At 60.8% G+C, this 24,578-nt stretch carries 21 protein-coding genes; 17 read left to right on the forward strand and 4 right to left on the reverse strand.

What is annotated here, in order from left to right:
- Positions 1 to 35: 35 nt before the first annotated feature.
- From DM813_RS06625 to DM813_RS06635, 3 genes are all read right to left on the reverse strand, one after another.
- A complete protein-coding gene (locus DM813_RS06625; protein ID WP_128322609.1) occupies positions 36 to 977 on the reverse strand; it encodes an AEC family transporter in 942 nt (313 codons plus the stop codon).
- 133 nt (positions 978 to 1,110) lie between these two features.
- On the reverse strand, positions 1,111 to 1,671 hold the full coding sequence (locus DM813_RS06630) for a response regulator transcription factor (protein WP_045184713.1): 561 nt from the start codon (positions 1,669 to 1,671) through the stop codon (positions 1,111 to 1,113).
- Positions 1,671 to 2,927, reverse strand: coding sequence for an ATP-binding protein (locus DM813_RS06635; protein ID WP_128322610.1), 1,257 nt, complete (start codon positions 2,925 to 2,927; stop codon positions 1,671 to 1,673). The genes DM813_RS06630 and DM813_RS06635 overlap by 1 nt, the downstream gene beginning before the upstream one ends.
- A gap of 202 nt (positions 2,928 to 3,129) precedes the next feature.
- Between DM813_RS06635 and DM813_RS06640 the strand changes: the two genes are divergently transcribed.
- The 13 genes from DM813_RS06640 (at position 3,130) to DM813_RS06700 (ending at position 18,982) form a co-directional block, all read left to right on the forward strand.
- On the forward strand, positions 3,130 to 3,846 hold the full coding sequence (locus DM813_RS06640; protein ID WP_128322611.1) for an SIMPL domain-containing protein: 717 nt from the start codon (positions 3,130 to 3,132) through the stop codon (positions 3,844 to 3,846).
- A gap of 316 nt (positions 3,847 to 4,162) precedes the next feature.
- Complete coding sequence (locus DM813_RS06645) at positions 4,163 to 5,788, forward strand: ABC transporter substrate-binding protein (protein ID WP_128322612.1); 1,626 nt, start codon at positions 4,163 to 4,165, stop codon at positions 5,786 to 5,788.
- 242 nt (positions 5,789 to 6,030) lie between these two features.
- Positions 6,031 to 7,623 carry an ABC transporter substrate-binding protein gene (locus DM813_RS06650; RefSeq protein WP_128322613.1) on the forward strand — a complete coding sequence of 531 codons (1,593 nt, stop codon included), beginning with the start codon at positions 6,031 to 6,033 and terminating at the stop codon, positions 7,621 to 7,623.
- Between the two features lie 158 nt (positions 7,624 to 7,781).
- On the forward strand, positions 7,782 to 9,161 hold the full coding sequence (locus DM813_RS06655; RefSeq protein ID WP_241653141.1) for an OprD family porin: 1,380 nt from the start codon (positions 7,782 to 7,784) through the stop codon (positions 9,159 to 9,161).
- Between the two features lie 74 nt (positions 9,162 to 9,235).
- Positions 9,236 to 10,831, forward strand: coding sequence for an ABC transporter substrate-binding protein (locus tag DM813_RS06660; RefSeq protein WP_128322615.1), 1,596 nt, complete (start codon positions 9,236 to 9,238; stop codon positions 10,829 to 10,831).
- A 72-nt stretch (positions 10,832 to 10,903) separates the two neighbouring features.
- Positions 10,904 to 11,914: an ABC transporter permease subunit gene (locus DM813_RS06665; RefSeq protein WP_128322616.1), complete on the forward strand. Its 1,011-nt coding sequence runs from the start codon at positions 10,904 to 10,906 to the stop codon at positions 11,912 to 11,914.
- Positions 11,915 to 11,924: 10 nt separating this feature from the next.
- Positions 11,925 to 12,854 (forward strand): ABC transporter permease subunit, encoded by a 930-nt coding sequence (locus DM813_RS06670; RefSeq protein ID WP_128322617.1) that lies wholly within the window; start codon positions 11,925 to 11,927, stop codon positions 12,852 to 12,854.
- 10 nt (positions 12,855 to 12,864) lie between these two features.
- Positions 12,865 to 13,833 (forward strand): ABC transporter ATP-binding protein, encoded by a 969-nt coding sequence (locus DM813_RS06675; RefSeq protein ID WP_128322618.1) that lies wholly within the window; start codon positions 12,865 to 12,867, stop codon positions 13,831 to 13,833.
- Positions 13,833 to 14,801, forward strand: a complete 969-nt coding sequence (locus tag DM813_RS06680) for a peptide ABC transporter ATP-binding protein (RefSeq protein ID WP_128322619.1) — start codon at positions 13,833 to 13,835, stop codon at positions 14,799 to 14,801. The genes DM813_RS06675 and DM813_RS06680 overlap by 1 nt, the downstream gene beginning before the upstream one ends.
- A 393-nt stretch (positions 14,802 to 15,194) precedes the next feature.
- Complete coding sequence (locus DM813_RS06685; RefSeq protein WP_128322620.1) at positions 15,195 to 16,004, forward strand: AraC family transcriptional regulator; 810 nt, start codon at positions 15,195 to 15,197, stop codon at positions 16,002 to 16,004.
- Between the two features lie 63 nt (positions 16,005 to 16,067).
- A complete protein-coding gene (locus tag DM813_RS06690; protein ID WP_128322621.1) occupies positions 16,068 to 17,474 on the forward strand; it encodes an NAD(P)/FAD-dependent oxidoreductase in 1,407 nt (468 codons plus the stop codon).
- A gap of 32 nt (positions 17,475 to 17,506) precedes the next feature.
- Complete coding sequence (locus DM813_RS06695) at positions 17,507 to 17,848, forward strand: cupin domain-containing protein (RefSeq protein WP_128322622.1); 342 nt, start codon at positions 17,507 to 17,509, stop codon at positions 17,846 to 17,848.
- A gap of 54 nt (positions 17,849 to 17,902) precedes the next feature.
- Positions 17,903 to 18,982, forward strand: coding sequence for a polyamine ABC transporter substrate-binding protein (locus tag DM813_RS06700; protein ID WP_128322623.1), 1,080 nt, complete (start codon positions 17,903 to 17,905; stop codon positions 18,980 to 18,982).
- Positions 18,983 to 19,018: 36 nt separating this feature from the next.
- On the opposite strand, the gene DM813_RS06705 is transcribed toward DM813_RS06700, so the two are convergent.
- On the reverse strand, positions 19,019 to 20,602 hold the full coding sequence (locus DM813_RS06705) for a peptide chain release factor 3 (RefSeq protein WP_128322624.1): 1,584 nt from the start codon (positions 20,600 to 20,602) through the stop codon (positions 19,019 to 19,021).
- 501 nt (positions 20,603 to 21,103) lie between these two features.
- Between DM813_RS06705 and DM813_RS06710 the strand changes: the two genes are divergently transcribed.
- From DM813_RS06710 to DM813_RS06725, 4 genes are read left to right on the forward strand one after another with little or no spacing between them, the layout of a single operon-like run.
- On the forward strand, positions 21,104 to 21,817 hold the full coding sequence (locus DM813_RS06710) for an ABC transporter permease (protein ID WP_128322625.1): 714 nt from the start codon (positions 21,104 to 21,106) through the stop codon (positions 21,815 to 21,817).
- 14 nt (positions 21,818 to 21,831) lie between these two features.
- On the forward strand, positions 21,832 to 22,740 hold the full coding sequence (locus DM813_RS06715) for a glycine betaine ABC transporter substrate-binding protein (RefSeq protein ID WP_128322626.1): 909 nt from the start codon (positions 21,832 to 21,834) through the stop codon (positions 22,738 to 22,740).
- Complete coding sequence (locus DM813_RS06720) at positions 22,737 to 23,390, forward strand: ABC transporter permease (RefSeq protein WP_128322627.1); 654 nt, start codon at positions 22,737 to 22,739, stop codon at positions 23,388 to 23,390. The genes DM813_RS06715 and DM813_RS06720 overlap by 4 nt, the downstream gene beginning before the upstream one ends.
- Positions 23,387 to 24,541: an osmoprotectant ABC transporter ATP-binding protein OsmV gene (locus DM813_RS06725; protein WP_128322628.1), complete on the forward strand. Its 1,155-nt coding sequence runs from the start codon at positions 23,387 to 23,389 to the stop codon at positions 24,539 to 24,541. Before DM813_RS06720 ends, DM813_RS06725 begins: the two co-directional genes overlap by 4 nt.
- The last annotated feature ends 37 nt before the right edge of the window (positions 24,542 to 24,578 follow it).

The raw sequence follows: 24,578 nt of genomic DNA on the forward strand, positions 1-24,578 counted from the left end.
CTAAGAGGCAGTGTTGGAATTGTGCTGCACAGAATCTAGATCCATCCGCCCCACTGCAAGAAGAAGATTCCGATATTGGTGGTAACAGCGGCCATCAGCGTGGTTATGACGATAATAGCCGCCGCCAGTTGGTGGTTACCGTTGGTGGACCGGGCCATCACATAACTGGCCGCCGCCGTAGGGCTACCAAAATAGAGGAACAGGATGCCCAGCTCGGCGCCACGATAGCCGCACAACCAGGCGCCCAGGGTCGCCAGTAAGGGTAGCCAGACCATTTTCAGTACACTGACGCTCACCGCCAGGCTGCCACTCTGACGCAGGGACGCCAGCGACAGGGTGCCACCGATACAGATCAGTGCCAGCGGCAGGGTCATCTGCGCCAGGTAGTCGGCCGAGGTCAGCAGCCAGTTCGGCAGCGCCACCTGCCCATAGGCCAGGACAGCCGCCAGCAACACACTGATGATCAGCGGGTTGCGCAGGATGCTCTTGAGGATACTCCAGGGGTCGGACTTGGCACTTGGGCTGTACACCGCCAGCACCACCACCGACAACGAGTTGTACAGCAGGATCACCAGCCCGGCGAGAATGGCCCCGAGGGAGATGCCGTAGTCGCCGTACATGCTTGCCGCCAACGCCAGGCCGATGACCCCGTTGTTGCCGCGAAAGGCACCCTGGGTATAGATGCCACGGTCTTCGCGCGGGCAACGCCAGATGGCCATGCCCCAGGCCAGGCCGAAACCGACCAGCGTGGCAACGGTAAAGTACAGCAACAGACCCGGTTGCACCGCTGTCGTCAGGTCTGCGTGATAGATCCCGAGAAACAGCAGCGCCGGCATGCAGACATTGAATACCAAGGACGACGCGGTATGGATGAAGCTGTCACTGATCGCGTTGATGCGTTTGAGCAACACCCCCATGAACAACATGGCAAAGACCGGAGCCGTGATGTTCAACGTCTGGAGAAACAGGGCGAGCATGCTGGGTGGTCCTGGTGGCTGTCGTTAGGGGGCTAATCATACGCCAGCTTGTGATTTTTCGCGGGTGAACCCGCTCCCACAGAACACCGCAGACCTGTGGGAGCGGGTTCACCCGCGAAGCATTGCAGCCACCTCAGCGCCGGACCGGACGCTTCTGCAGTTTGCGCTGCAAGGTACGCCGGTGCATGCCCAGGGCACGGGCAGTCGCGGAAATGTTGCCTTCATGCTCGGTCAGCACGCGCTGAATGTGTTCCCACTGCAGGCGATCGACCGACATCGGGTTTTCCGGCACCAGGCTGTCGAGGTCTGCGTGCTCGGACAGCAGCGCGGCCAGCACGTCATCGGCATCGGCCGGTTTGCACAGGTAGTTGCAGGCGCCACGCTTGATCGCCTCCACTGCGGTGGCGATGCTCGAATAGCCGGTGAGGATCACCACGCGCATTTCCGGGTCCAGCTCCAGCAGCTTGGGCAGCAGCACCAGCCCCGAGTCGCCATCCATCTTCAGGTCCAGCGTGGCGTAGTCGGGCACATCCTGCTGGGCCAGCACCAGGCCTTCTTCGGCCGAACCGGCGGTGCTCACGCGAAAACCACGGCGGCTCATCGCGCGCGCCATGACACGGGTAAAGGTCGCGTCATCATCTACCAGCAACAGGTGTGGGAGCTCTTCGCCTTCAACCTGGATTTCATCACTCATCACACATCTCCTCGCGCGTCACGCGGCAGGCGCAGCTCGGTGAGCGTACCGCCTTCCTCATGACTATAGAGTTTTACCGAGCCGCCAGCACGGGTCACACTGGCTTTGCTCAAGAACAGGCCCAGGCCAAAGCCTTTGCCCTTGGTCGTAAAGAAGGGTTTGCCGATGGATTCGGCAATGGCCACGGGCACGCCCGGGCCATGATCGCGAATGCTGATCACCATGTCCTGTGCATCCCAGTCCAGGCGCACCTCAAGGTCGTCCGGACAGGCATCGGCGGCGTTGTTCAACAGGTTGAGCAAGGCCTGGGTCAGGTCAGGCGGCGGCGCCAGGCGTGGCACATTGCCCTGGCCCAGGCGCTGGAAGCGGTAACTGGCTTCGGGGCGCATCAGGTGCCAGCGGTTGAGGGCTTCATCCAGCCAGGCCGTGACCTCCTGATCCTCGACCGCCATGCGCCTGTTGGCTTCGGCGGCACGCACCAGGTTCTGCAGGGTTTCCTTGCACAGCTTGACCTGATCCTGCAGCACCGCCAGGTCTTCCTGCAGTAAAGGGTCGCTGTGGTCCTGGCGCATTTCCTTGATCAATACGCTCATGGTCGCCAGCGGCGTACCCAGTTCATGGGCAGCACCGGCAGCCTGGGTGGCAACCGCGAGCAGTTGCTGATCACGCAGGCCCTCTTCGCGTCGCTCGGCACGCAGTTGCTCCTGCCGACGCAACTCCTCGGCCATCTTCGCCGCGAAGAAGGTGATCACCGCAGCGGCCAGGGCAATGCTCAACCACATGCCGTAAACCTGCATCTTCTCCCGTGCCACGGGGAAGGTCTCCAGCGGGTAGAACTGCACCAGCAACAGACTATAGGCCGCCAGGGCAATGCCCGAGAGCACCAGTGAATACACCCACGGCAACGTCACCGCAGCAATGGCCAGCGGCACCAGGTAATAAGACACAAAGGGGTTGGTCGACCCACCGGAGTAATAGAGCAAGGCGCTGTGGATCAACAGGTCACAGGCCAGCTGGAAGGCGTATTCAAGCTCTGTCACCGGTAACGACAGGCGCAGGCGCAAAGCCGTGAACGCGCAGAGCATGCTCGACAGTGCCAGGGTCAGCACCAGCGAAAACCACGGCAGCGGCAGCAGGTCAGTCCAGTAGGCAACGCCCACCGAGCCGGCCTGGGCGGCCAGTACCAGAATGCGGATGAAGGTCAGGCGCCAGAGGTTCTGACGGGTAGCGGACAGCAGTTGTACGGGAGCGAGCATGAGCTCTCCTGATGAGTGCTCCAGGGCGAATCGTGGCGAGTATACCGAAGCTGCGCCGCGGTCTGCTGATGTGCGGCAAAGCGCCACACTTTCTTACATAACAGTAATGGCCTTTTTGAACCTCACTACACTCTTTCGAGTCTTAGGGGCCTGCGTGGAACAGATTTGTCAGTGTCCACGCCTTATTTTCAAGGAGCCGTACATGCTTAATTCCCGCCGCAGCGCCGCCCTCGTGATGGCCACCAGCCTGCTTGCCAGCCTTCCGGCCCTGGCAGAGGCACCCCGATACAACCAGATCTCGCTGCGTGCCGAAGTCAGCAAGGAAGTGGCCCGCGACCTGATGGTCGTGACCCTCTACAGCGAAGCGCAAAACACTGACCCCGGCAAACTGGCCAAAGAAATCACCGAGACCATGAACAAGGCGGTGCAGCAAGCCCGCGAGGTCAAGGAGGTCAAGATCAGCCAGGGCAGCCGTAACAGCTACCCAATCTACGACAACAAAAACCAGAAGATCACCGGCTGGCGCGAGCGCGCCGAAATTCGCCTGGAAAGCGCGGACTTCCCGGCGCTGTCCAAGCTCACCGGCGAACTGCTGCAACAACTGAAGATGGGCGGCATGGACTTCTCCATCGCCCCGGCCACGCGCAAAAGCAGCGAAGACGCCCTGCTCAAGGACGCCGTCGAAGCCTTCAAGTCCCGCGCGCAACTGGCCACCGAAGCCTTGGGTGGCAAGAGCTATAAAGTGGTCAACCTGAACCTCAACAGCAGTGGCTACCCACATCCGTACGCCCGCAGCGCGCCGATGATGATGAAAGCCGCCATGGGCGCCGCCGATGCCGCGCCCGTACCGGAAATCGAGGCGGGCACCAGCGATGTGACCATGAGTGCCGACGGCACGATTGAAGTACAGCTGCCTTGAGCTAACGTTACTTCTGTACTGTTTCGCGGCCGCTTCGGCGGCTGCGAATGCTGTTACGGGTCGTAACCCTACGCCCCATCCTGGTGCCAGGCGCACCTCGCCTCCAAAGAAACGTCTTCGAAATTTGCGCAAATACCTGAGCGCAAACGTTTAACTCCGTCTTTAATTATACGAATGCGACATTCCTGTACGTTCGTCCCACGCTTTTGCGCCACATTCCGCACTGAGTGTTGCATTGGGTACGAGGCCTGCATAAGTATCCGCAGGACGGCTCACGAGGCCACCTCACATCAAAAATGACAACAATGAGGCCACCATGCTCAAACACGCAGTCATTCCGTTTCTGGTCGGCGCAGGCTTGCTCGCCAGTGCTCCTTCAGCCCTCGCAGCGGCTAACCTGGTGTTCTGCTCCGAAGGCAGCCCGGCCGGTTTCGACCCGGGCCAGTACACCACCGGAACCGACTTCGATGCCTCAGCCGAGACAGTCTTCAACCGCCTGAGTCAGTTTGAGCGTGGCGGTACCGCAGTCATCCCGGGCCTGGCGACCAGCTGGGACATTTCCGACGATGGCCTGACCTACACGTTCCACCTGCGTGAAGGGGTCAAGTTCCATACCACCGACTACTTCAAGCCGACGCGTGAATTCAACGCCGACGACGTGCTGTTTACCTTCAATCGGATGCTCGACAAGGACATGCCGTTCCGCAAGGCCTACCCGACCGAGTTCCCGTACTTCACCGACATGGGCATGGACAAGAACATCACCAAGGTGGAGAAGATCGACGATCACACGGTCAAGTTCACCCTGAAAGAGGTCGATGCCGCATTCATCCAGAACATGGCCATGAGTTTCGCCTCGATCCAGTCGGCCGAATACGCCGCGCAGTTGCTTAAAGAGGGCAAGCCTGCCGACATCAACCAGAAGCCGATCGGCACCGGCCCGTTCGTGTTCAGCAAGTACCAGAAAGACGCGCAGATCCGCTTCAAGGGAAACAAGGAATACTGGCAGCCCGAGGACGTGAAGATCGACAACCTGATCTTCGCCATCACCACCGACGCCTCGGTGCGCATGCAGAAGCTGAAAAAGAACGAATGCCAGGTCACCCTCTTCCCACGCCCGGCCGACATCGAGCCGCTCAAGGCCGACCCGAATCTGAAGATGCCCGACCAGGCCGGTTTCAACCTCGGCTACATCGCCTACAACGTGATGGACAAGATCAAGGGCAGCGACCAACCCAACCCCATGTCCCAACTCAAGGTCCGCGAGGCCCTGGACATGGCGGTGAACAAGGCCGAAATCATCAAGTCGGTGTACCAGGGCGCCGGCCAGCTGGCGGTCAATGCCATGCCTCCAACCCAATGGTCCTATGACACGACCATCAAGGACGCGCCCTTCGATCCGGAAAAAGCCAAACAACTGCTCAAGGAGGCCGGGGTCAAGGAAGGCACCGAGATCACCCTGTGGGCCATGCCGGTGCAGCGCCCGTACAACCCCAACGCCAAGCTGATGGCCGAAATGCTCCAGTCCGACTGGAAGAAAATCGGCATCAACGCCAAGATCGTCAGTTATGAATGGGGCGAGTACATCAAGCGCTCCAAAGGGGGAGAAAACGGCGCCATGCTGATCGGCTGGAGCGGTGACAACGGTGACCCGGACAACTGGCTCGGCACCTTGTACGGCTGCGACGCAATCAATGGCAACAACTTCTCCAAGTGGTGCGACCCTGCGTACGACAAGCTGATCAAACAGGCCAAGGCCACCTCCGATCAGGCCAAGCGTACCGAACTGTACAAGCAAGCCCAGCAGTACCTCAAAACGCAGGTACCGATTACCCCGATCGCCCACTCGACGGTGTATCAACCTATGCGCAACACCGTACAGGACTACAAGATCAGCCCGTTCGGCCTGAACTCCTTCTATGGCGTAAGCGTGTCCAAGTAGCGGCTGCTCGCAGCCCTGTCGAGCACGACGACAGGGCTGCCGGACGGTAGCCCGCCGGGTCAGTTGCGCGCTTCGAAATAGAAAAATCGCAGCAGCTATAAGACCTTTCCCACAATTCACTGCGAATTCGTACCTAGCTGCGTGGCTTCGACGCCTCTAACGTCGTACTGGCCGGCCAGGTTGCGAAGCAGTGCGCTGTGCGCCATGGACCGCAAAAAAACAACAAGATAGAAGGGATCTTCATGCGCTACCCGCCATTGATCGCAACATTACTGGGCCTTGGCCTGCTCACCCAGGCCTTCCCGGCACTGGCCAAAAACCTGGTGTTCTGCTCCGAAGGCAGCCCTGGCGGCTTCGATACTGCCCAATACACCAGTTCCACTGACAACGATGCCGCCGAACCGATCTACAACCGCCTGGTCGAGTTCGAACGTGGTGCCACAGCCGTTCAACCTGCGCTGGCGAAAACCTGGGAGGTATCTCCCGACGGCCTGACCTACACCTTCCACTTGCGCGAAGGGGTTAAGTTTCATGGCAACAGGACGTTCACCCCCAGCCGCGACTTCAATGCCGACGATGTGCTGTTTACCTTCAACCGCATGCTTGATCGCGAGCACCCGTTTCGCAAGGCCTACCCCACGGATTTTCCGTACTTTGTCAGCATGAGCCTGGACAAGAACATTGCCCGGGTGGAGAAAGCTGCAGCCATGACCGTGGTCTTCCACCTCAACAGTGTTGATGCGGCATTCGTGCAGAACCTGGCCATGAGTTTCGCCTCTATCCTGTCCGCCGAATACGCCGCGCAACTGATGCAGTCCGGCAGTCCCAGCGACATCAACCATCAACCGATCGGCACCGGACCATTCGTGTTTCAGCGCTATCAGAAGGATTCCCAGATTCGTTATCGGGCGAACAAGCACTACTGGGCCCCGGAACAGGTGAAACTCGAACAGCTGATCTTCTCGATCAACACCGATCCGTCGGTGCGTATCCAGAAACTGCGCCGCAACGAATGCCAGGTTACGCTCAACCCGCGCCCTGCCGACCTCGATGCGCTCAAACGCGATCCGGCACTGCAGGTCATCGAAAAGCCCGGGTTCAACCTCGGCTATATCGCCTACAACGTTCAGCACCCGCCCTTCGACCAGCTTCAGGTGCGCCAGGCCCTGGACATGGCCGTCAACAAGACCGCCATCGTCCAGGCGGTGTACCAGCACGCCGGTCAGCTGGCGGTCGGCAGCATGCCACCGACGCAGTGGTCCTACGATCACAGCATCAAGGATGCCGACTACAACCCGGACGAGGCCCGTGCGCTGCTCAAGGCCGCCGGGGTCAAGGAAGGCACCGAAGTGACCCTGTGGGCCATGCCCGTGCAACGCCCCTACAACCCCAACGCCAAGTTGATGGCCGAAATGCTTCAGGCGGACTGGAGCAAGGTGGGTTTGAAGGTCAGGATCGTCAGCTACGAATGGGGCGAGTACCTCAAACGCACCAAGAATGGCGAGCACGACATCAGCCTGATCGGCTGGACCGGCGACAATGGCGACCCCGACAACTGGCTGGGTACGCTGTACAGCTGTGACGCCATCGGCAGCAATAACTACTCCATGTGGTGCGATCCGCAATACGACGCACTGGTCAAACAAGCCAAGACCGTCACTGACCGCCAGCAGCGAACAGTGCTGTATCAACAGGCCCAGCAACGCCTCAAGCAGCAGGTGCCAATCACCCCGATCGCCCACTCGACGGTCAACCAGCCGCTCAGTGCCAAGGTCGAGGACTTCAAGGTAAGCCCCTTCGGGCGAAACATCTTTTCTGGCGTGAGCCTCGAGTAACCCCTGCACGGTTCAGGGGAGTGCACGCCACTCCCGCGACCCCGTGCAGCCCGAATATCACCCATTGCCCCATGGCAAACGTTTGCAACCCAAGTGCCCACGCGAAATGCGCCCAGCTCACGAGGCCAGGCGATAACAACAAGAAAGGGAGCTTCACCTTGAGACGAACCACAACCGCAGTACTGGCCCTGTCCATCACCGGGCTGTCCAGCCTTGCCCAGGCCGACGCCGTGAGCCAGGAATTCATCCCCCTCAGCGTCAAGGGCAGCAGTGCCCAGGCCGACTCCCCGGGTTTTATCGAAGGCCAGCAGCTGGGCGGCTCGACACGCAACTGGTACGCCCGTGAACGTGCCACCCGCGCACCGCTGTTCAAGTACTACAAAAGCGACGGCAGCCGCCATGACAGCCACAGCCGCGACAACTGGGTGCAAGGCACCATCCTCAACTACAGCTCCGGCTTTACCCAAGGCACAGTCGGCATTGCCACCGAAGTGGCGGCCTACAACGCCATTGCCCTGGAACAGGGCCGCGCCGCCGTCGCCGGACCGAACAACCGTACCCTGACCCACAGCGATGGCGATGTCATCGGCCAGTGGAGCAAGCTCGGCCTGGCCAACGTCAAGGCACGGTTTTCCAACACCACCCTCACCGCCGGCCGCCAGTCCATCGACACCCCGGTGATCGCCTTCATCGGCAACCGCGCGCTGCCCTCGAGCTTTGAAGGCGTGAGCCTTCACAGCGCCGAGTTCGACAACCTGTCGTTTGACCTGGGTACCTTCGACCGACTCTCCACCCGTACTGAACAGGGAACCAGCAAGTTTGTTGCCGAGTACGGTGATCGGGCCTTCGAAGCCGACCACGTCAACATCGCCGGGGCGAATTACCAGCCGCTGAAGAGCCTGAGAACCAGCCTCTACGTGTCCAATGTCGAAGACTTGTGGAACCAGTACTATCTCGGCGCCACCCACGAACTGGGCGACAGCGCGGTGCTGAGCCTGACCACCGGCCTGAACTACTACAAAACCCGCGATGAGGGCAAAAGCAAGCTCGGCGAGATCGACAATGATACCTACAGCCTGTCGCTGGGCCTGACGCATCAGGCCCACAGCCTGACCTTCGCTTATCAGCAGGTGAACGGTAACGAGTACTTCGACTACCTGCACGACACCAACGCGATCTACCTGGCCAACTCCCTGCTCTCGGACTTCAACGGCCCCAACGAAAAGTCGGTGCAGATCGGCTACGTGCTGAACATGGCCCAGTACGGCGTACCAGGCCTCAAGTTCAACCTCTACAACGCCCGCGGCTGGGGGATCGATGGCACCCACTACAACGGTAGCGGCTATGACGTGAAGAACCTTGACGGGGAGAACCACTACGAGTGGGGTATCGGCACCAGCTACGCGGTGCAAAGCGGCCACCTCAAGGACACCACGGTGCGCGCGACCTACACCGCCCACCGGGCCAGCAAGAACCAGGCAGACGGCAGCCTGGATGAGCTGCGCATCGTAACCACCATTCCATTCAACATCCTTTAAGCATCGTGCGCCCCGCCGGTTCACCGAATCGGTCGGGGCGGCTACGCTGGCTTAATGGATCGCAGGGAGGTTTCATGACATTGCTACCGCTACAGGCTGCCCTCGCAGCCATCCTCTTGAGCGCTGCAGCGGGCCTTGCACCCAAGCCGCTGGTGGTCTGTACCGAGGCCAGCCCGGAAGGCTTCGATATCGTCCAGTACACCACGGCGGTAACCGCCGACGCCTCGGCAGAAACTGTGTTCAACCGCCTGGTCGACTTCAAGCCCGGCACCACCGAGATCCAGCCCGCCCTGGCCGAGCGCTGGGAAATCAGCGATGACGGCCTGACCTACACTTTCCATCTGCGCACCGGGGTGAAATTCCACTCCACCGACTACTTCACACCGACCCGCGAGATGAATGCCGACGATGTACTCTGGAGCTTCCGGCGCCAGCTGGACCCGCACCATCCATGGCACAACAAGACCAGCATCGGCTTTCCCTATTTCGAGAGCATGGGGTTCAAGGATTTGCTCAAGAGCGTCGAGAAAACCGACGATCACACCGTGGTATTCACCCTCACCCGCCCGGATGCGCCGTTCCTGCCTGACCTGGCCATGGCCTTCACCTCGATCTACTCCGCCGAGTACGGCGACCAGTTGCTCAAGGCCAACAAGACCGCCGACCTCAACAGCAAGCCTATCGGTACCGGCCCGTTCATTTTCCAGCGCTACGTCAAGGATGCCCAGGTTCGCTACAAGCCCAACCCCGACTACTTCCGCGGCAAGCCACCGGCCGACGCACTGGTATTCGCCATCGCCAGCGACAACAATGTGCGCCTGCAAAAGCTCAAGGCCAACGAGTGCCAGGTGGCGCTCTACCCCAAACCGGACGACGTACCCGGCATCAAGGCCGACCCCAGGTTGAAAGTCGCCGAAATGGAGGCGCTGGTCACCGGTTACATCGCCATCAACACCGAGCACAAATACTTGAGCGACGTGCGCGTGCGCAAAGCCATCAACATGGCCTTCGATCGCCAGACCCACGTCGACCAGTTGTTCGGCAAGGGCAATGCGCTGGTTGGCATCAATCCTTACCCGCCGACCCTGATCGGCTATAACACCGCCAACCACAACCCGCCGCGCGACCTCGACCAGGCCCGTGCCCTGCTCAAGCAGGCCGGTGTTCCCGAGGGCACCGTGCTGACCCTGTTCACCCGCAATGGCGGTGGCCCGACCAACCCCAACCCGCAGTTGAGCGCACAGATGCTTCAGGCCGACCTGGCCAGAATCGGCATCAAAGTCGATATCCGCGTGATGGAATGGGCCGAAATGCTACGCCGCGCCAAAAAGGGTGAGCACGATCTGGTGTCCAGTGGCTGGGCTGGCGACAACGGCGATCCGGACAACTTCCTGACCCCGCTGCTTAGCTGCGATGCAGTGAAAAGCGGGGAGAACTATGCTCGCTGGTGCAATCCGGCATTCCAGGCGTTGATCGACAAGGCCCGCACGGTGACCGCCACGGATGAGCGTGCAGCGCTCTATGTAAAGGCGCTGGCGGTGTACGATGAAGACCAACCGTGGATCAGCATGGCGCATCCGAAGATGTTCACTGCCATGCGTAGCAACGTGGAGGGGTATCACATCAACCCCCTCACCAATAACAACTTCGCCACCACCCGGGTGAAGTAGAACAAGAACGACCGTCAGGCCCTTACCCGGGCCGACGGACATGCCTGACCGGCTGATGAGGTACACCAGAAGATGTTTAGTTTTATTGCCCGGCGCCTGGGACTGCTGATCCCGACCTTTTTCGGCATCACCTTGTTGACGTTCGCCCTCATCCGCCTGATACCGGGAGACCCGGTGGAAGTGATGATGGGCGAACGCCGGGTCGACCCCGAAATGCACGCTCAGGCCATGGAGCGCCTGGGGTTGAACAAGCCCCTGCCGGAACAGTACCTGGATTACATTGGCAAGCTGGCCCAGGGTGACCTCGGTGAATCCCTGCGTACCCGTGAAAGTGTCTGGAACGAGTTCCTGACCCTGTTTCCGGCCACCCTCGAACTGGCGATCGCCGCCTTGTTCTTCGCCGGGGTGATCGGTTTGCTGGCAGGGGTGATCGCCGCCCTCAAGCGCGGCTCGCTGTTCGATCACGGCGTCATGGGAATCTCGCTGGCCGGCTACTCGATGCCGATCTTCTGGTGGGGCCTGATCCTGATCATGTTCTTTTCGGTGAGCCTGGGCTGGACCCCGGTGTCCGGACGCATCGACCTGCTCTACGACATTGAGCCGAAAACCGGTTTCATGCTCATAGACACCCTGCTCAGTGATGAAGAAGGCGCCTTCAAGGACGCCGTCATGCACCTGATTCTGCCCGCCATCGTGCTTGGCACCATTCCGCTGGCGGTGATCGCGCGCATGACCCGTTCCTCGATGCTCGAAGTGCTGCGAGAAGACTACATCCGTACTGCCCGGGCCAAAGGCTTGTCGCCGGCGCGGGTGGTGTTCGTGCATGGCCTGCGCAACGCGCTGATCCCGGTGCTCACCGTGTTTGGCCTGCAGGTCGGGACCTTGCTGGCCGGTGCGGTGCTGACCGAGACCATTTTTTCCTGGCCGGGCATTGGCAAATGGCTGATCGAAGCCATCGGCGCCCGTGACTACCCCGTGGTCCAGAACGGCATCCTTTTGATTGCCTGTCTGGTGATCCTGGTCAACTTCGTCGTAGACATCCTCTACGGCCTGGCCAACCCACGCATCCGTCATCAGCGCTGAGGGCCCAGACATGACAACCCCACTGGCAAAACCTGTGTCGACACCGGCCACCGCTGTTGACCAAAGCCTGCTGTACCCGTCGCCGTACAAAGAGTTCTGGCAGGCGTTTTCGCATAACAAGGGCGCGGTCGCCGGGCTGATGTTCATGAGCCTGATCGTGTTCTGCGCGCTGTTCGCGCCCTGGGTGGCGCCGCACAACCCGAGCGAGCAATACCGTGACTTCTTGCTGACCCCGCCGGTATGGCTGGAAGGCGGCAACTGGCAATTCATCCTTGGTACCGACGAACTCGGCCGCGACCTGCTTTCGCGGTTGATCCAGGGCTCGCGCCTGTCGCTGCTGATCGGCCTGTCGTCGGTGGTGATCTCGTTGATCCCGGGCATCTTCCTCGGCCTGTTGGCCGGGTTCTTCCCACGCATCCTCGGGCCGTCGATCATGCGCCTGATGGACGTGATGCTGGCCCTGCCCTCACTGCTGCTGGCCGTGGCCATCGTCGCCATTCTCGGCCCAGGCCTGATGAATACGGTGATCGCGATTGCCGTGGTATCGCTACCGTCCTACGTGCGTCTGACCCGCGCAGCGGTGATGGGTGAACTGAACCGCGATTACGTCACCGCCGCACGCCTGGCTGGCGCCAGCCTGCCGCGGCTGATGTTCGTCACGGTGCTGCCCAACTGCATGGCGCCACTGATCGTGCAGGCCACCCTGAGTTTCTCCTCGGCGATTCTCGATGCCGCAGCCCTGGGCTTCCTCGGCCTTGGCGTACAACCGCCAACCCCCGAGTGGGGCACCATGCTGGCTTCGGCCCGCGACTACATCGAGCGCGCCTGGTGGGTAGTGAGCCTGCCTGGCCTGACCATTTTGCTCAGCGTGCTGGCAATCAACCTGATGGGTGACGGACTGCGCGATGCGCTGGACCCGAAACTCAAGAATGCCGCCTGAGGAGATCGCCATGTCACTTCTGCAAATCAAGAATCTGAACGTGCGCTTCGGCGATGCCAATGCGGTGCCGGTGGTCGATGGTCTGGACCTGTCGGTGAGTGAAGGTGAGGTGCTGGCCATTGTCGGTGAGTCCGGTTCCGGCAAGTCGGTGACCATGATGGCGCTGATGGGCCTGATCGATGCCCCCGGCCGGATCAGCGCCGACGCCCTGACCTTCGATGGCCATAACATGCTCAAGCTCAGCGGCCGTCAGCGCCGCCGTGTGGTCGGCAAGGATATGGCGATGGTCTTCCAGGATCCGATGACAGCCCTCAACCCCAGCTACACCGTGGGCTTCCAGATCGAAGAGGTGTTGCGCCAACACCTTGGCCTGCGTGGCAAGGCCGCGCGCCAGCGCGCCCTGGAGCTGCTTCGCAAGGTCGAGATCCCCGCTCCGGAAAGCCGCCTGGACGCTTACCCGCATCAACTCTCTGGCGGCATGAGCCAGCGGGTGGCAATTGCCATGGCTATCGCCGGCGAACCCAAGCTGCTGATTGCCGATGAACCGACCACGGCCCTGGATGTGACCATCCAGGCGCAGATCATGGAACTGCTGCTCAACCTGCAAAAAGAGCAGAACATGGCCCTGATCCTGATTACCCACGACCTGGCGGTGGTCGCCGAAACCGCCAGACGGGTCTGCGTGATGTATGCCGGCCAGGCCGTGGAAATCGGCCAGGTACCCGAGCTGTTCGATGTGCCCGCACACCCTTACAGCGAGGCCCTGCTGGCCGCTATTCCCGAACACAGCGAAGGCGCTGAGCGCCTGGCGACACTGCCCGGCATCGTCCCCGGTCGCTACGACCGTCCGCAGGGCTGTCTGCTGTCGCCGCGCTGCCCCTATGTGCAGGACCATTGCCGGCAGCAGCGCCCGCCCCTCGATCCCCAGGTCCATAGCCTGGTGCGTTGTTTCTACCCGCTGAACCAGGAGGTGGCGTAATGACCGTCGTCCTTACCGCCCGTGAACTGACCCGTCACTACGAAGTCTCCCGTGGCCTGTTCAAAGGCCATGCCCTGGTTCGTGCACTCAACGGCGTATCGTTTGAGCTCGAAGCCGGCAAGACCCTGGCAGTAGTCGGCGAGTCCGGCTGTGGCAAGTCGACCCTGGCCCGGGCCCTGACCCTGATCGAAGAACCTTCTTCCGGCTCGCTGAAAATTGCCGGCCAGGAAGTGGCCGGGGCCAACAAGGCTGAACGCAAGCAGCTGCGCAAAGACGTGCAGATGGTCTTTCAGAGCCCTTACGCCTCGCTGAACCCGCGGCAGAAGATCGGCGACCAACTGGCTGAACCGCTGCTGATCAATACCGACCTGTCAAAGGCTGAACGCCGTGAAAAGGTCCAGGCGATGATGCAGCAGGTCGGCCTGCGACCGGAGCACTATCAGCGTTATCCGCACATGTTCTCCGGTGGTCAGCGCCAGCGTATTGCCCTGGCCCGGGCGATGATGTTGCAGCCCAAGGTACTGGTCGCCGATGAACCGACCTCGGCACTCGACGTATCGATCCAGGCCCAGGTGCTCAACCTGTTCATGGACCTGCAGCAAGAGTTCAATACCGCTTACGTATTCATCTCGCACAACCTGGCCGTTGTTCGCCACGTGGCCGACGACGTGTTGGTGATGTACCTCGGCCGGCCGGCAGAAATGGGGCCAAAGGACGACATCTACAGCAAGCCGTTGCACCCCTATACCCAGGCCCTGCTGTCGGCGACACCAACCATTCACCCGGACCCGCTGAAACCGAAGATCAAGATCGCTGGCGAACTGCCTAACCCGCTGGACCCACCGCCAGGTTGCGCCTTTCACAAGCGCTGCCCTTATGCCACCGAGCGTTGCGCCTCGGAAGAGCCAGCGTTCAGACCCGTGGGGACGCGGCAGGTTGCGTGTCACTACGCGGAGCAGTTCTTGTAAACAACTGGCACTGAACAATACCCCCAACAAAAACGCCGTCCTCATTGAGGCCGGCGTTTTATTGGGTCCATTGGCATTCGATCAATGCATGAAGATCGCGATCAGGATAATGATTGGAATAGGGATGCCGATCATCCAGAGCAACAGAGAGCGCATGACGTTTTCCTCTTTCAGGTCCTGTTTGCTTACCCTTTAAGCGATGCAGACGCTGTGCCAAATGTGTCAAAAAATATCACCCGATAAATCAACTGTTTAGGTTGCAAGGTATTTGCACGATCATGCAAAACACCCGAATGACCGATCCGGACTCAGGGCTTATGCAATGCGCGCTGGCATTTCTCCCCAACAGCGGCTGCACTTGTTTCATACCCTCGGCCCCGTCACTATCTGCCCATGACCCTGACTACACTCCCGGACGGTCCTGAACAGACCCCGATCACCGCTGAAACAGTGCTGCGCTACCACCTGTGCTGGAAGCATCGTGATCTGGACGGGGTGATGGCCTTGTATCACCCGGATATCCAGTACAACGACTTCTTCCTCAACCGCGTGATGCACTTTGCCGAACTGCGTGAGTACGTGCGCGTCAGCATGCCCCGTGAAGCCGATGAAGACATCGTTCACAGCGACCGTATCCGCGTCGATGGCTGCACGGCCTTCATCCAGTACCAGGTCACCCTGCGCGGTGGCGAAGGGCTGGTGGCCTTCCAGTCCAGCGAAGCGATTACCGTGCGCGACGGATTGATCTGGCGGGTCAACGAATACGCCTCGCTGGTGCGCGAAGCCAGCCCGGAGGCAGGCCAGGGCGATACACGCCCGACGATGAGCCGCCTGGGCCTGTCGCCCCGGCAACTGAGTGCCATGGCCCAGGATCTAGAGCAGTACTTCCAGCGCCAGCAGCCCTACCTCGACCCGGAACTGGACTTGCAACGGGTCGCCCGGGAGAGCGGTTACAGCCGCAACCAGATCTCCTATCTGCTCAACCAGGTGCTCGGCCAGAGCTTCTACCGCTACGTCAACCAGGCACGCCTGCATCACCTGCTCAATGGCCTGGAACAGGCACCGGCCAACAGCAAGATCGACGACCGTGCCTTTGCCGCAGGCTTCAACTCGTTATCGGCCTTCTACAAGTGCTTTCGCCAGCACACCGGGCTCACGCCCAAGGCCTGGGTCAAACAGAATTCTTTGCGTGCACGCAGCTAAGACAACGCCCCCCGCCAGCTTCTAGGATCGCCACAGACCGTAACGGATGTGGAGCCGAACACAATGCAGGCATGGCGCAAAATCAGCCTCTGGATGGACCAGCTCGATGAACAGCTGACCACCCGCCCGGCCCTGACCCAGGACCTGGACGTGGATGTGTGCATCATCGGCGCGGGGTATACCGGGCTGTGGACCGCGTACTACCTCAAGCAGCAGTCGCCGCAGCTGAACATCGCCATCGTCGAAGCCCAATTTGCAGGTTTCGGCGCTTCCGGGCGCAACGGTGGCTGGTTGATGGGCAACCTGCTGGGTGAAGACCGCCTGCTCGCCACCCGCTCCGCCGAACAGCGTCGTGCGGCGTACGACCTGCTGCACGGCATTCCCGATACCGTGCACGGTGTGCTGCAAACCGAAGGCATCGACTGCGATTACCGCAAAGGCGGTGTGCTGTATTGCGCGGCACGCTACCCGGAACAGGAGCGCACGCTGCGCAGCTACCTGAACAAACTCTACAAACAGGGCCTGAACGAAGCGGACTACCGCTGGCTGAGCCCTGAACAACTGGCCACGCAACTGAGGATCAGCAAGCCCTACGGCGCGATCTTCAACCCCAATGTCGCCACGATCCAGCCGGCGAAACTGGTCCGTGGCCTGGCCCGTGCCGTGGAACGCCTGGGGGTGCGCCTGTACGAAAACAGCCCGGTGCTGGATTGGCAGGCGGGCGAAGTACGCACCGCCCACGCCCGGATCAAATGCCAGTGGCTAGTGCCTGCCGTCGAAGGCTACTCGGTCAGCCTGCCACCGCTGGGGCGCTACCAGATGCCGGTACAAAGCCTGCTGGTTGCCACCGAGCCGCTGCCTGAACAGGTCTGGGAAAAGATCGGCCTGAACCAGGGACAAGCCTTCAGCGAGAACAGCCGCCAGGTCACCTATGGCCAGCGCAGTGCCGACAACCGCCTGGTGTTCGGGGCCCGCGGCGGGTACCGCTTTGCCGGTCGTCTGCGCGAGAACTTTGACCTCACCGAAAGTGAAATCGAGCTTCGTCGCTACCTGTTCGGCGAGCTTTTTCCGCAGCTCAAGAACGTGGCCATCACCCATGCCTGGGGTGGCAACCTAGGCATGGCCCGACGCTTTCAGCCGCACATGCTGTGTGACCGCAAGCAGGGCATCGCCCTGGCTGGCGGCTACGGCGGCGAAGGGGTCGGTGCCAGTCACCTAGGCGGACGCACGCTGGCCGATCTGATCCTCGAGCGGCGCAGCGAACTGACCGAGCAGCCCTGGGTACACCCCGACAGCACGTTGTCCAGCCTCGCGGGCTGGGAGCCGGAACCCTGCCGCTGGCTGGGTTACAACGCGATTATCAAAAGTTTCGTCCATGAAGACCAGACCCTCGCCGACCCGGCCAGCGCCCCGTGGCGCCGACGCCTGGCCAGTGGCGTGGCGGACTTCATGGAAGGTTTCATGCGCTGACTTTTCGTTCCCCCTGCACAGGATCCACCGGTATGAGCATTACCCAGTTCAAGAACACTGACACTGTCGAGCTGCAAGAGTCGAATCCGGTTGCCGTCCCCCTCGGCGAGCCGGTGTCGATTGCCTCGGTAACCGCCGTCGAGCGCAGCGACGGGGTTGAAACCGGCATCTGGGAATGCACCCCCGGGCGCTGGCGCCGGCAGATCGTCCAGCAGGAGTTCTGTCACTTCATCAAAGGCCGCTGCACCTTCACCCCCGATGGTGGCGAGCCAATGACCATCGAAGCCGGCGACGCCATCCTGCTGCCGGCTAACAGCATCGGAGTCTGGGACATCAAGGAAACCGTGCGCAAAACCTACGTACTGATTTTCTGATCATTTGATCGCCTGCCTCCTTCGATAAAAACAGACAAAGCAAGGAACTCAGACATGCGCCCATTGTTCATCGCCCCGCTGTTGCTGGCTGCATCCGTTGCCCAGGCGGCCGACTCGGTAAAAATCTACAACTGGTCCAGCTACATCGCCCCCGACACCCTGAAAAACTTCCAGCAAGCCAGCGGCATCGTCCCGACTTACGACGTGTTCGACAGCAACGAAACCCTCGACGGCAAGCTGATGACCGGCAATTCCGGCTATGACGTGGTGTTCCCGTCCAACCACTTCATGGCTCGCCAGATCCAGGGCAAGGCCCTGAAAAAGCTCGACAAGAGCCAGCTGCCGAACTGGAAGAACCTCAACCCGGCGCTGCTCAAAGCCCTCGAGGTCAACGACCCGGGTAACCAGTACGGCTTCCCCTACCTGTGGGGTAGTACCGGCATCGGCTACAACATCGACAAGGTCAAGGCCGTGCTGGGCGACAATGCTCCGGTCGACTCCTGGGACCTGATCTTCAAACCCGAGTACATCAGCAAGCTCAAGAGCTGCGGCGTCGCCGTACTGGACAATGGTCCGGAGCTGCTGCCCATCGCCCTGAATTACCTGGGCCTGCCGCACCACAGCCAGGACCCGAAGGACTACGACAAGGCCAAGGAGCTGCTGATGAAGGTGCGCCCGTACATCAGCTACTTCCACTCGTCCAAGTACACCGGTGACCTGGCCAATGGCGATATCTGTGTCGTAGTAGGCTTTTCAGGGGATGTGCTGCAAGCGAAGAACCGTGCCGAAGAAGCGAAGAACGGCGTGAAGGTCGGGTACTCGATCCCCAAAGAGGGGGCGCCGATGTGGTTCGACATGGTCGCCATGCCGGCAGATGCACCGGACGAGAAAGCCGGCTATGCCTACATGAACTACCTGCTGCAGCCTGAAGTGATGGCGAACATCAGTGACTACGTGCAGTACGCCAACGGCAACCTCAAGGCCGATACCCTGGTGGACCCGGCGTTGAAGGCGAACACCATGATCTACCCGAGCGACGACATGCTCGGCAAGCTGTACGCACTGGAGGCAATGCCGGCCAAGATCGACCGCATTCGTACGCGGATCTGGACCAGCATCAAAGCGGGGAATTGATCGTACCGGGGCCGCTTTGCGGCCCCGGTGTTCAGATCAATGATGCTCGCGAGTAGCGCGGAACTTCACATCCGGCCAGCGCTCTTCCATCAGTGCCAGGTTGACCCGGGTCGGCGCCAGGTAGGTCAGGTGACCACCGCCGTCGATGGCCAGGTTTTCCACAGCCTTGTTCTTGAATTCCTCAAGCTTCTTCTTGTCATCGCAGCTGATCCAGCGCGCCGACCACACGGTGATTGGCTCGTAGGCGCACTCGACCTTGTACTCTTCCTTCAGGCGGCTGGCGACCACGTCAAACTGCAGCACACCCACGGCGCCGAGGATGATGTCGTTGCTGCGCTCAGGGAAGAACACCTGGGTCGCGCCCTCTTCAGCGAGCTGCTGCAGGCCCTGACGCAGTTGCTTGGACTTGAGCGGATCTTTCAGGCGTACGCGACGGAACAGTTCCGGGGCGAAGTGCGGAATACCGGTAAAGCCCAGGGCCTCGCCTTCGGTGAAGGTATCGCCGATCTGGATGGTGCCGTGGTTGTGCAGGCCGATGATGTCGCCGGCGAAGGCTTCTTCCAGTTGCTCGCGCTCGGAGGAGAAGAAGGTCAGTGCATCACCGATGCGCAGGTCTTTGCCGGTGCGCACGTGGCGCATCTTCATGCCCTTCTCGTACTTGCCCGAGCAGATCCGCATGAACGCAATACGGTCGCGGTGCTTGGGGTCCATGTTTGCCTGGATCTTGAACACGAAACCGCTGAACTTCTCTTCGACCGGCTCGACCGTACGCTCGTGGGCAACGCGGGGCAGCGGGCGTGGCGCCCAGTCGACCACGGCGTCGAGTACATGGTCGACACCGAAGTTACCCAGCGCGGTACCGAAGAATACTGGCGTCAGCTGACCATTGATGAATTCATCCTGGTCGAACTCATGGCAGGCACCCTGCACCAGTTCCAGCTGCTCGAGGAAACGCTCGTACTCGTCACCCAGGTGCGCGCGGGCTTCGTCGGAATCAAGCTTCTCGATGATTTTCACCTCGGTACGCTCATGGCCGTGGCCAGGGGTGTACACGATGATGTAGTCGCCTGCCAGGTGGTACACCCCTTTGAAATCGCGGTAGCAACCGATCGGCCAGGTGATCGGTGCCGCCTTGATCTTCAGGACCGCTTCGATTTCGTCGAGCAGTTCGATCGGGTCGCGGATATCACGGTCGAGTTTGTTGATGAAGCTGACGATCGGCGTATCACGCAGGCGGCAGACATCCATCAGGGCGATGGTCCGTGGCTCGACCCCTTTACCGCCGTCGAGCACCATCAGTGCCGAGTCGACCGCAGTCAGGGTGCGGTAGGTATCTTCGGAGAAGTCTTCGTGACCCGGGGTGTCGAGCAGGTTGATCATGTGCTCGCGGTACGGGAACTGCATCACCGAGGTGGTGATGGAGATACCACGTTGCTTCTCCATTTCCATCCAGTCGGAGGTGGCATGGCGGTCGGACTTTCGCGATTTCACCGTACCGGCAACGGCAATCGCCTTGCCCATCAGCAACAGCTTCTCGGTGATGGTGGTCTTACCCGCATCGGGGTGGGAAATAATAGCGAAGGTGCGGCGTTTCGCGACTTCGGCGGCCTGGTTGGTCATGGGAAATCGCCTGGCAAGGGATTCAAAAAAAGGGCGCAGATTATACCCGAAACCTGCAGCGGACCCAAATCACCGCGTTGGACGAGCAACGCAGGCAACGAATGACAGTTCGCAGTCATCCCCCCGTATTTCATCAACATTTTTGATTATTTCCACGTTGAACAAACCGTTCGTCGAACTCCCGCCAGCCCCATGCCTCAAAGGGCTGCAGTGGAAAATGGCAGAAGGAAACCGAGCGTTTGAAAAAACACAGCGCTGGCCAAATGCCGCTTCAGATGGGAACCTTTACGGCTGTGGAGGCGTCCACTCCCCTGATTTGCATGCGGTAAAAACCGTTCGTCAGGGTGAGATTCACCGGCAACACGAGCCTGACGAGGCCTCGCTTATGGCGTGTTCTGCTCCGCTTCGGACAACACGCTGCTGATCGCGATCACACTGCCTGCCGCCTGGAATGGCGGCCGCCACGGGAGTGTGTTCGCCGACAACAAAAGGAGTCCGCCTGTGGCTAAAAGCTATGGCAAGGGGCTGATGGGATGTGCCTTTGTGCTCGTCATCCTGGCCCTGCTGATCCACTGGATTGGCATTGATACGATCGCGCACTACCGCGCCGATCTGTGGTTCTACCTGCAAGCCCACCTGTTGTTGGTGGTGCTGTCGATGGTGGCGGCGTTAGCCGTGGGCATACCCGCTGGGATTGCCTTGAGTCGACCACACCGGGTCGACCGCGCCGAACGATTCATGCAGTTTTTCAATATTGGCAATACCATTCCGCCCCTGGCCGTTCTGGCCATTGCCCTGAGCTTCCTCGGCATCGGCGCAGGTCCCGCGATCTTCGCGCTGTTCCTCGCCTCCCTCCTGCCCATCGTGCGCAACACCTACGAGGGCCTGAAAAACGTTCCCGCCTCGCTAAAAGAAGCCGCCACCGGTATCGGCATGACGCCCCGTCAACGCCTCTGGCGTGTCGAGTTGCCCAATGCCGTGCCGATCATCATCGGTGGCGTGCGCGTCGCCCTGGCGATCAACGTCGGCACCGCCCCGCTGTCGTTCCTGATCGGCGCCAACAGCCTGGGCAGCCTGATTTTCCCCGGCATTGCCCTGAACAATCAGCCGCAACTGCTGCTCGGCGCCGCCTGCACCGCCTTGCTCGCCCTCTTGCTGGACGCCCTGGTGGCGCACGGCAGTCGCCGTTGGCTTGAACGCGGCCTGGCCCACTAAGCGAAGGAACTCCAATGAAAAGAATCGCCTTGTTACTGGGCGCGGCCCTGCTGTTCTCCGGATTTGCCCAGGCTGCGACAAAACCCGTGATTCGCCTCGGCGCAAGGGTCTTCACCGAGCAAACGGTGCTGGCCGAAATCACTGCCCGCTACCTCAACCAGAACGGCTTCGATGTACGCATCACCGGCGGCCTGGGCAGCAACCTGGCACGCAGCGCCCACGAAACCGGTCAGCTGGACATGGTCTGGGAATACACCGGTGTGTCGCTGGTTTCCTACAACCACATCGAGGAGCGCATGCCCAGTGCCGCGGCCACCTACGCCAAGGTCAAGGAACTGGATGCCAAAAAAGACCTGATCTGGCTAGCACCGTCGAAATTCAGCAACACCTACGCCCTGGCCTTGCCGCGCAAGATCGCCGAGCAGTATCCGCAGGTGAACAACATCAGTGAGTTGAATCAGGTGTTACGCGAGGAAAAGGACCGCAACCACGTGGTCGCCCTCGATACCGAGTTCGCCAACCGTCCCGACGGGCTGGTGGGGCTGACCGAAACCTATGACCTGCAACTGACCCGTCGCAACATTCGCCAGATGGATGCCGGTCTGGTCTACACCGCACTGCGCAACGGCCAGGTGTTCAGCGGCCTGGTCTACACCACCGACGGGCGCCTGAGCGCCTTCGATCTGAAACTGCTCGAAGACGACAAACACTACTTCCCCGACTACACCGCCGCCCCCGTGGTGCGCAAGGAAATCCTCGACGCCCACCCGCAACTGGCCACCCTGCTCAAGCCACTGGCCGAGCAACTGGATGACCAGACCATGCGCGAACTCAACGCCAAGGTCGACGTCGAGCACCATAGTCCGGGCAAGGTAGCGGCCGAGTACCTGCGCCAGCATCCACCTGCACAGGAGCAGCCATGACCATGCTCGATACCTTCGCTCACCTGGATTGGGCCCAGGTCCTGCACCTGACCTGGCAGCACATCACCCTGGTCGGCATCGCCGTCAGCCTGGCGATTCTGTTCGGCGTACCGCTGGGCATCCTGATGACCCGCTTCCCGTCTTTGGCCGGCCCCTTGCAGGCCTGTGCCACGGTACTGCTGACCATCCCCTCGATCGCCCTGTTCGGCCTGCTGCTGCCGTTCTACTCCAAATTCGGCCAGGGCCTGGGACCACTGCCGGCGATCACCGCCGTGTTCCTTTATTCCCTGCTGCCGATCCTGCGAAATACCTACCTGGCACTGACCAACGTCGAACCCGGGATCCGTGAAGCGGCACGCGGTATCGGCATGACGTTCGGCCAACGCCTGCGCATGGTCGAACTGCCTATCGCCGTACCGGTGATTCTCGCCGGTGTCCGTACCGCCGTAGTAATGAACATTGGCGTCATGACCATCGCCGCCACCATTGGCGCCGGTGGCCTGGGCGTCCTCATCCTGACCTCCATCAGCCGCAGCGACATGTCGATGCTGCTGGTCGGCGCTGTGCTGGTGAGCCTGCTGGCGATCTTCGCCGACCTGCTGCTGCAGACCCTGCAACGTGCCCTGACTCCAGAAGGACTGCGCAAATGATCGAACTTCAGAACCTGAGCAAGACCTTTCACGCCAACGGCAAAGATGTCAAAGCCGTCGACGCTGTCAGCCTGACCGTCAATGAAGGCGAAATCTGCGTGTTCCTCGGCCCGTCCGGTTGCGGCAAGAGCACCACGCTGAAAATGATCAATCGCCTGATCGCGCCGACTTCCGGCAAGGTGCTGATCAACGGCGAAGACACCAGCGGCCTCGACGAAGTCAGCCTGCGCCGGCGCATCGGCTATGTGATCCAGCAGATCGGCCTGTTCCCCAACATGACCATCGAAGAAAACATCACCGTGGTCCCGCGCCTGCTCGGCTGGGACAAACAGAAGTGCCACGAACGCGCCCGCGAGCTGATGAGCATGATCAAGCTCGAACCCAAGCAGTACCTGCAACGCTACCCGCGCGAGCTGTCCGGTGGCCAGCAACAGCGTATCGGAGTGATTCGCGCGCTGGCCGCCGACGCACCATTGCTGCTGATGGACGAGCCGTTCGGGGCCGTCGACCCGATCAACCGCGAGATGATCCAGAACGAGTTCTTCGAGATGCAACGGGCGCTGAACAAGACGGTGATCATGGTCAGCCATGACATCGACGAGGCGATCAAACTCGGGGACAAGATTGCCATTTTCCGAGCCGGCAAACTGATCCAGATCGACCATCCCGACACCCTGCTGGCGCACCCGGCCGATGACTTCGTCAGCAACTTTGTCGGCCAGGACAGCACGCTCAAACGCCTGCTGCTGGTACGCGCCGAAGACGCCGCCGACAACGCGCCGTCCGTCAGCCCGGAGACGCCAGTCAACGATGCCCTGGAACTGATGGATGAGCATGACCGCCGCTACGTAGTGGTCACCGACGGGCAGAACAAGGCCATGGGCTATGTGCGTAGGCGCGACCTGCATCGCCAGCAAGGCAGCTGCAGCGATTTCCTGCGCACCTTCAATGCCACGGCGTCCCACGACGAGCACCTGCGCATCCTGCTGTCGCGGATGTACGAGTTCAATCGGTCGTGGTTGCCGGTGCTCGATGCCGAGCAGGTGTTTCTCGGTGAGGTGACCCAGGAATCGATTGCCGCCTACCTGAGCTCCGGGCGTTCGCGTGGCGGTAAAACCAGCATCGTATCGCCGGCCGAAGCCATGGCCTGACACCCTACAGCTGTAGGAGCCAGGCTTGCCGGCGAAC

Source organism: Pseudomonas alkylphenolica (assembly GCF_004025535.1).
Taxonomy (GTDB): domain Bacteria; phylum Pseudomonadota; class Gammaproteobacteria; order Pseudomonadales; family Pseudomonadaceae; genus Aquipseudomonas; species Aquipseudomonas alkylphenolica_A.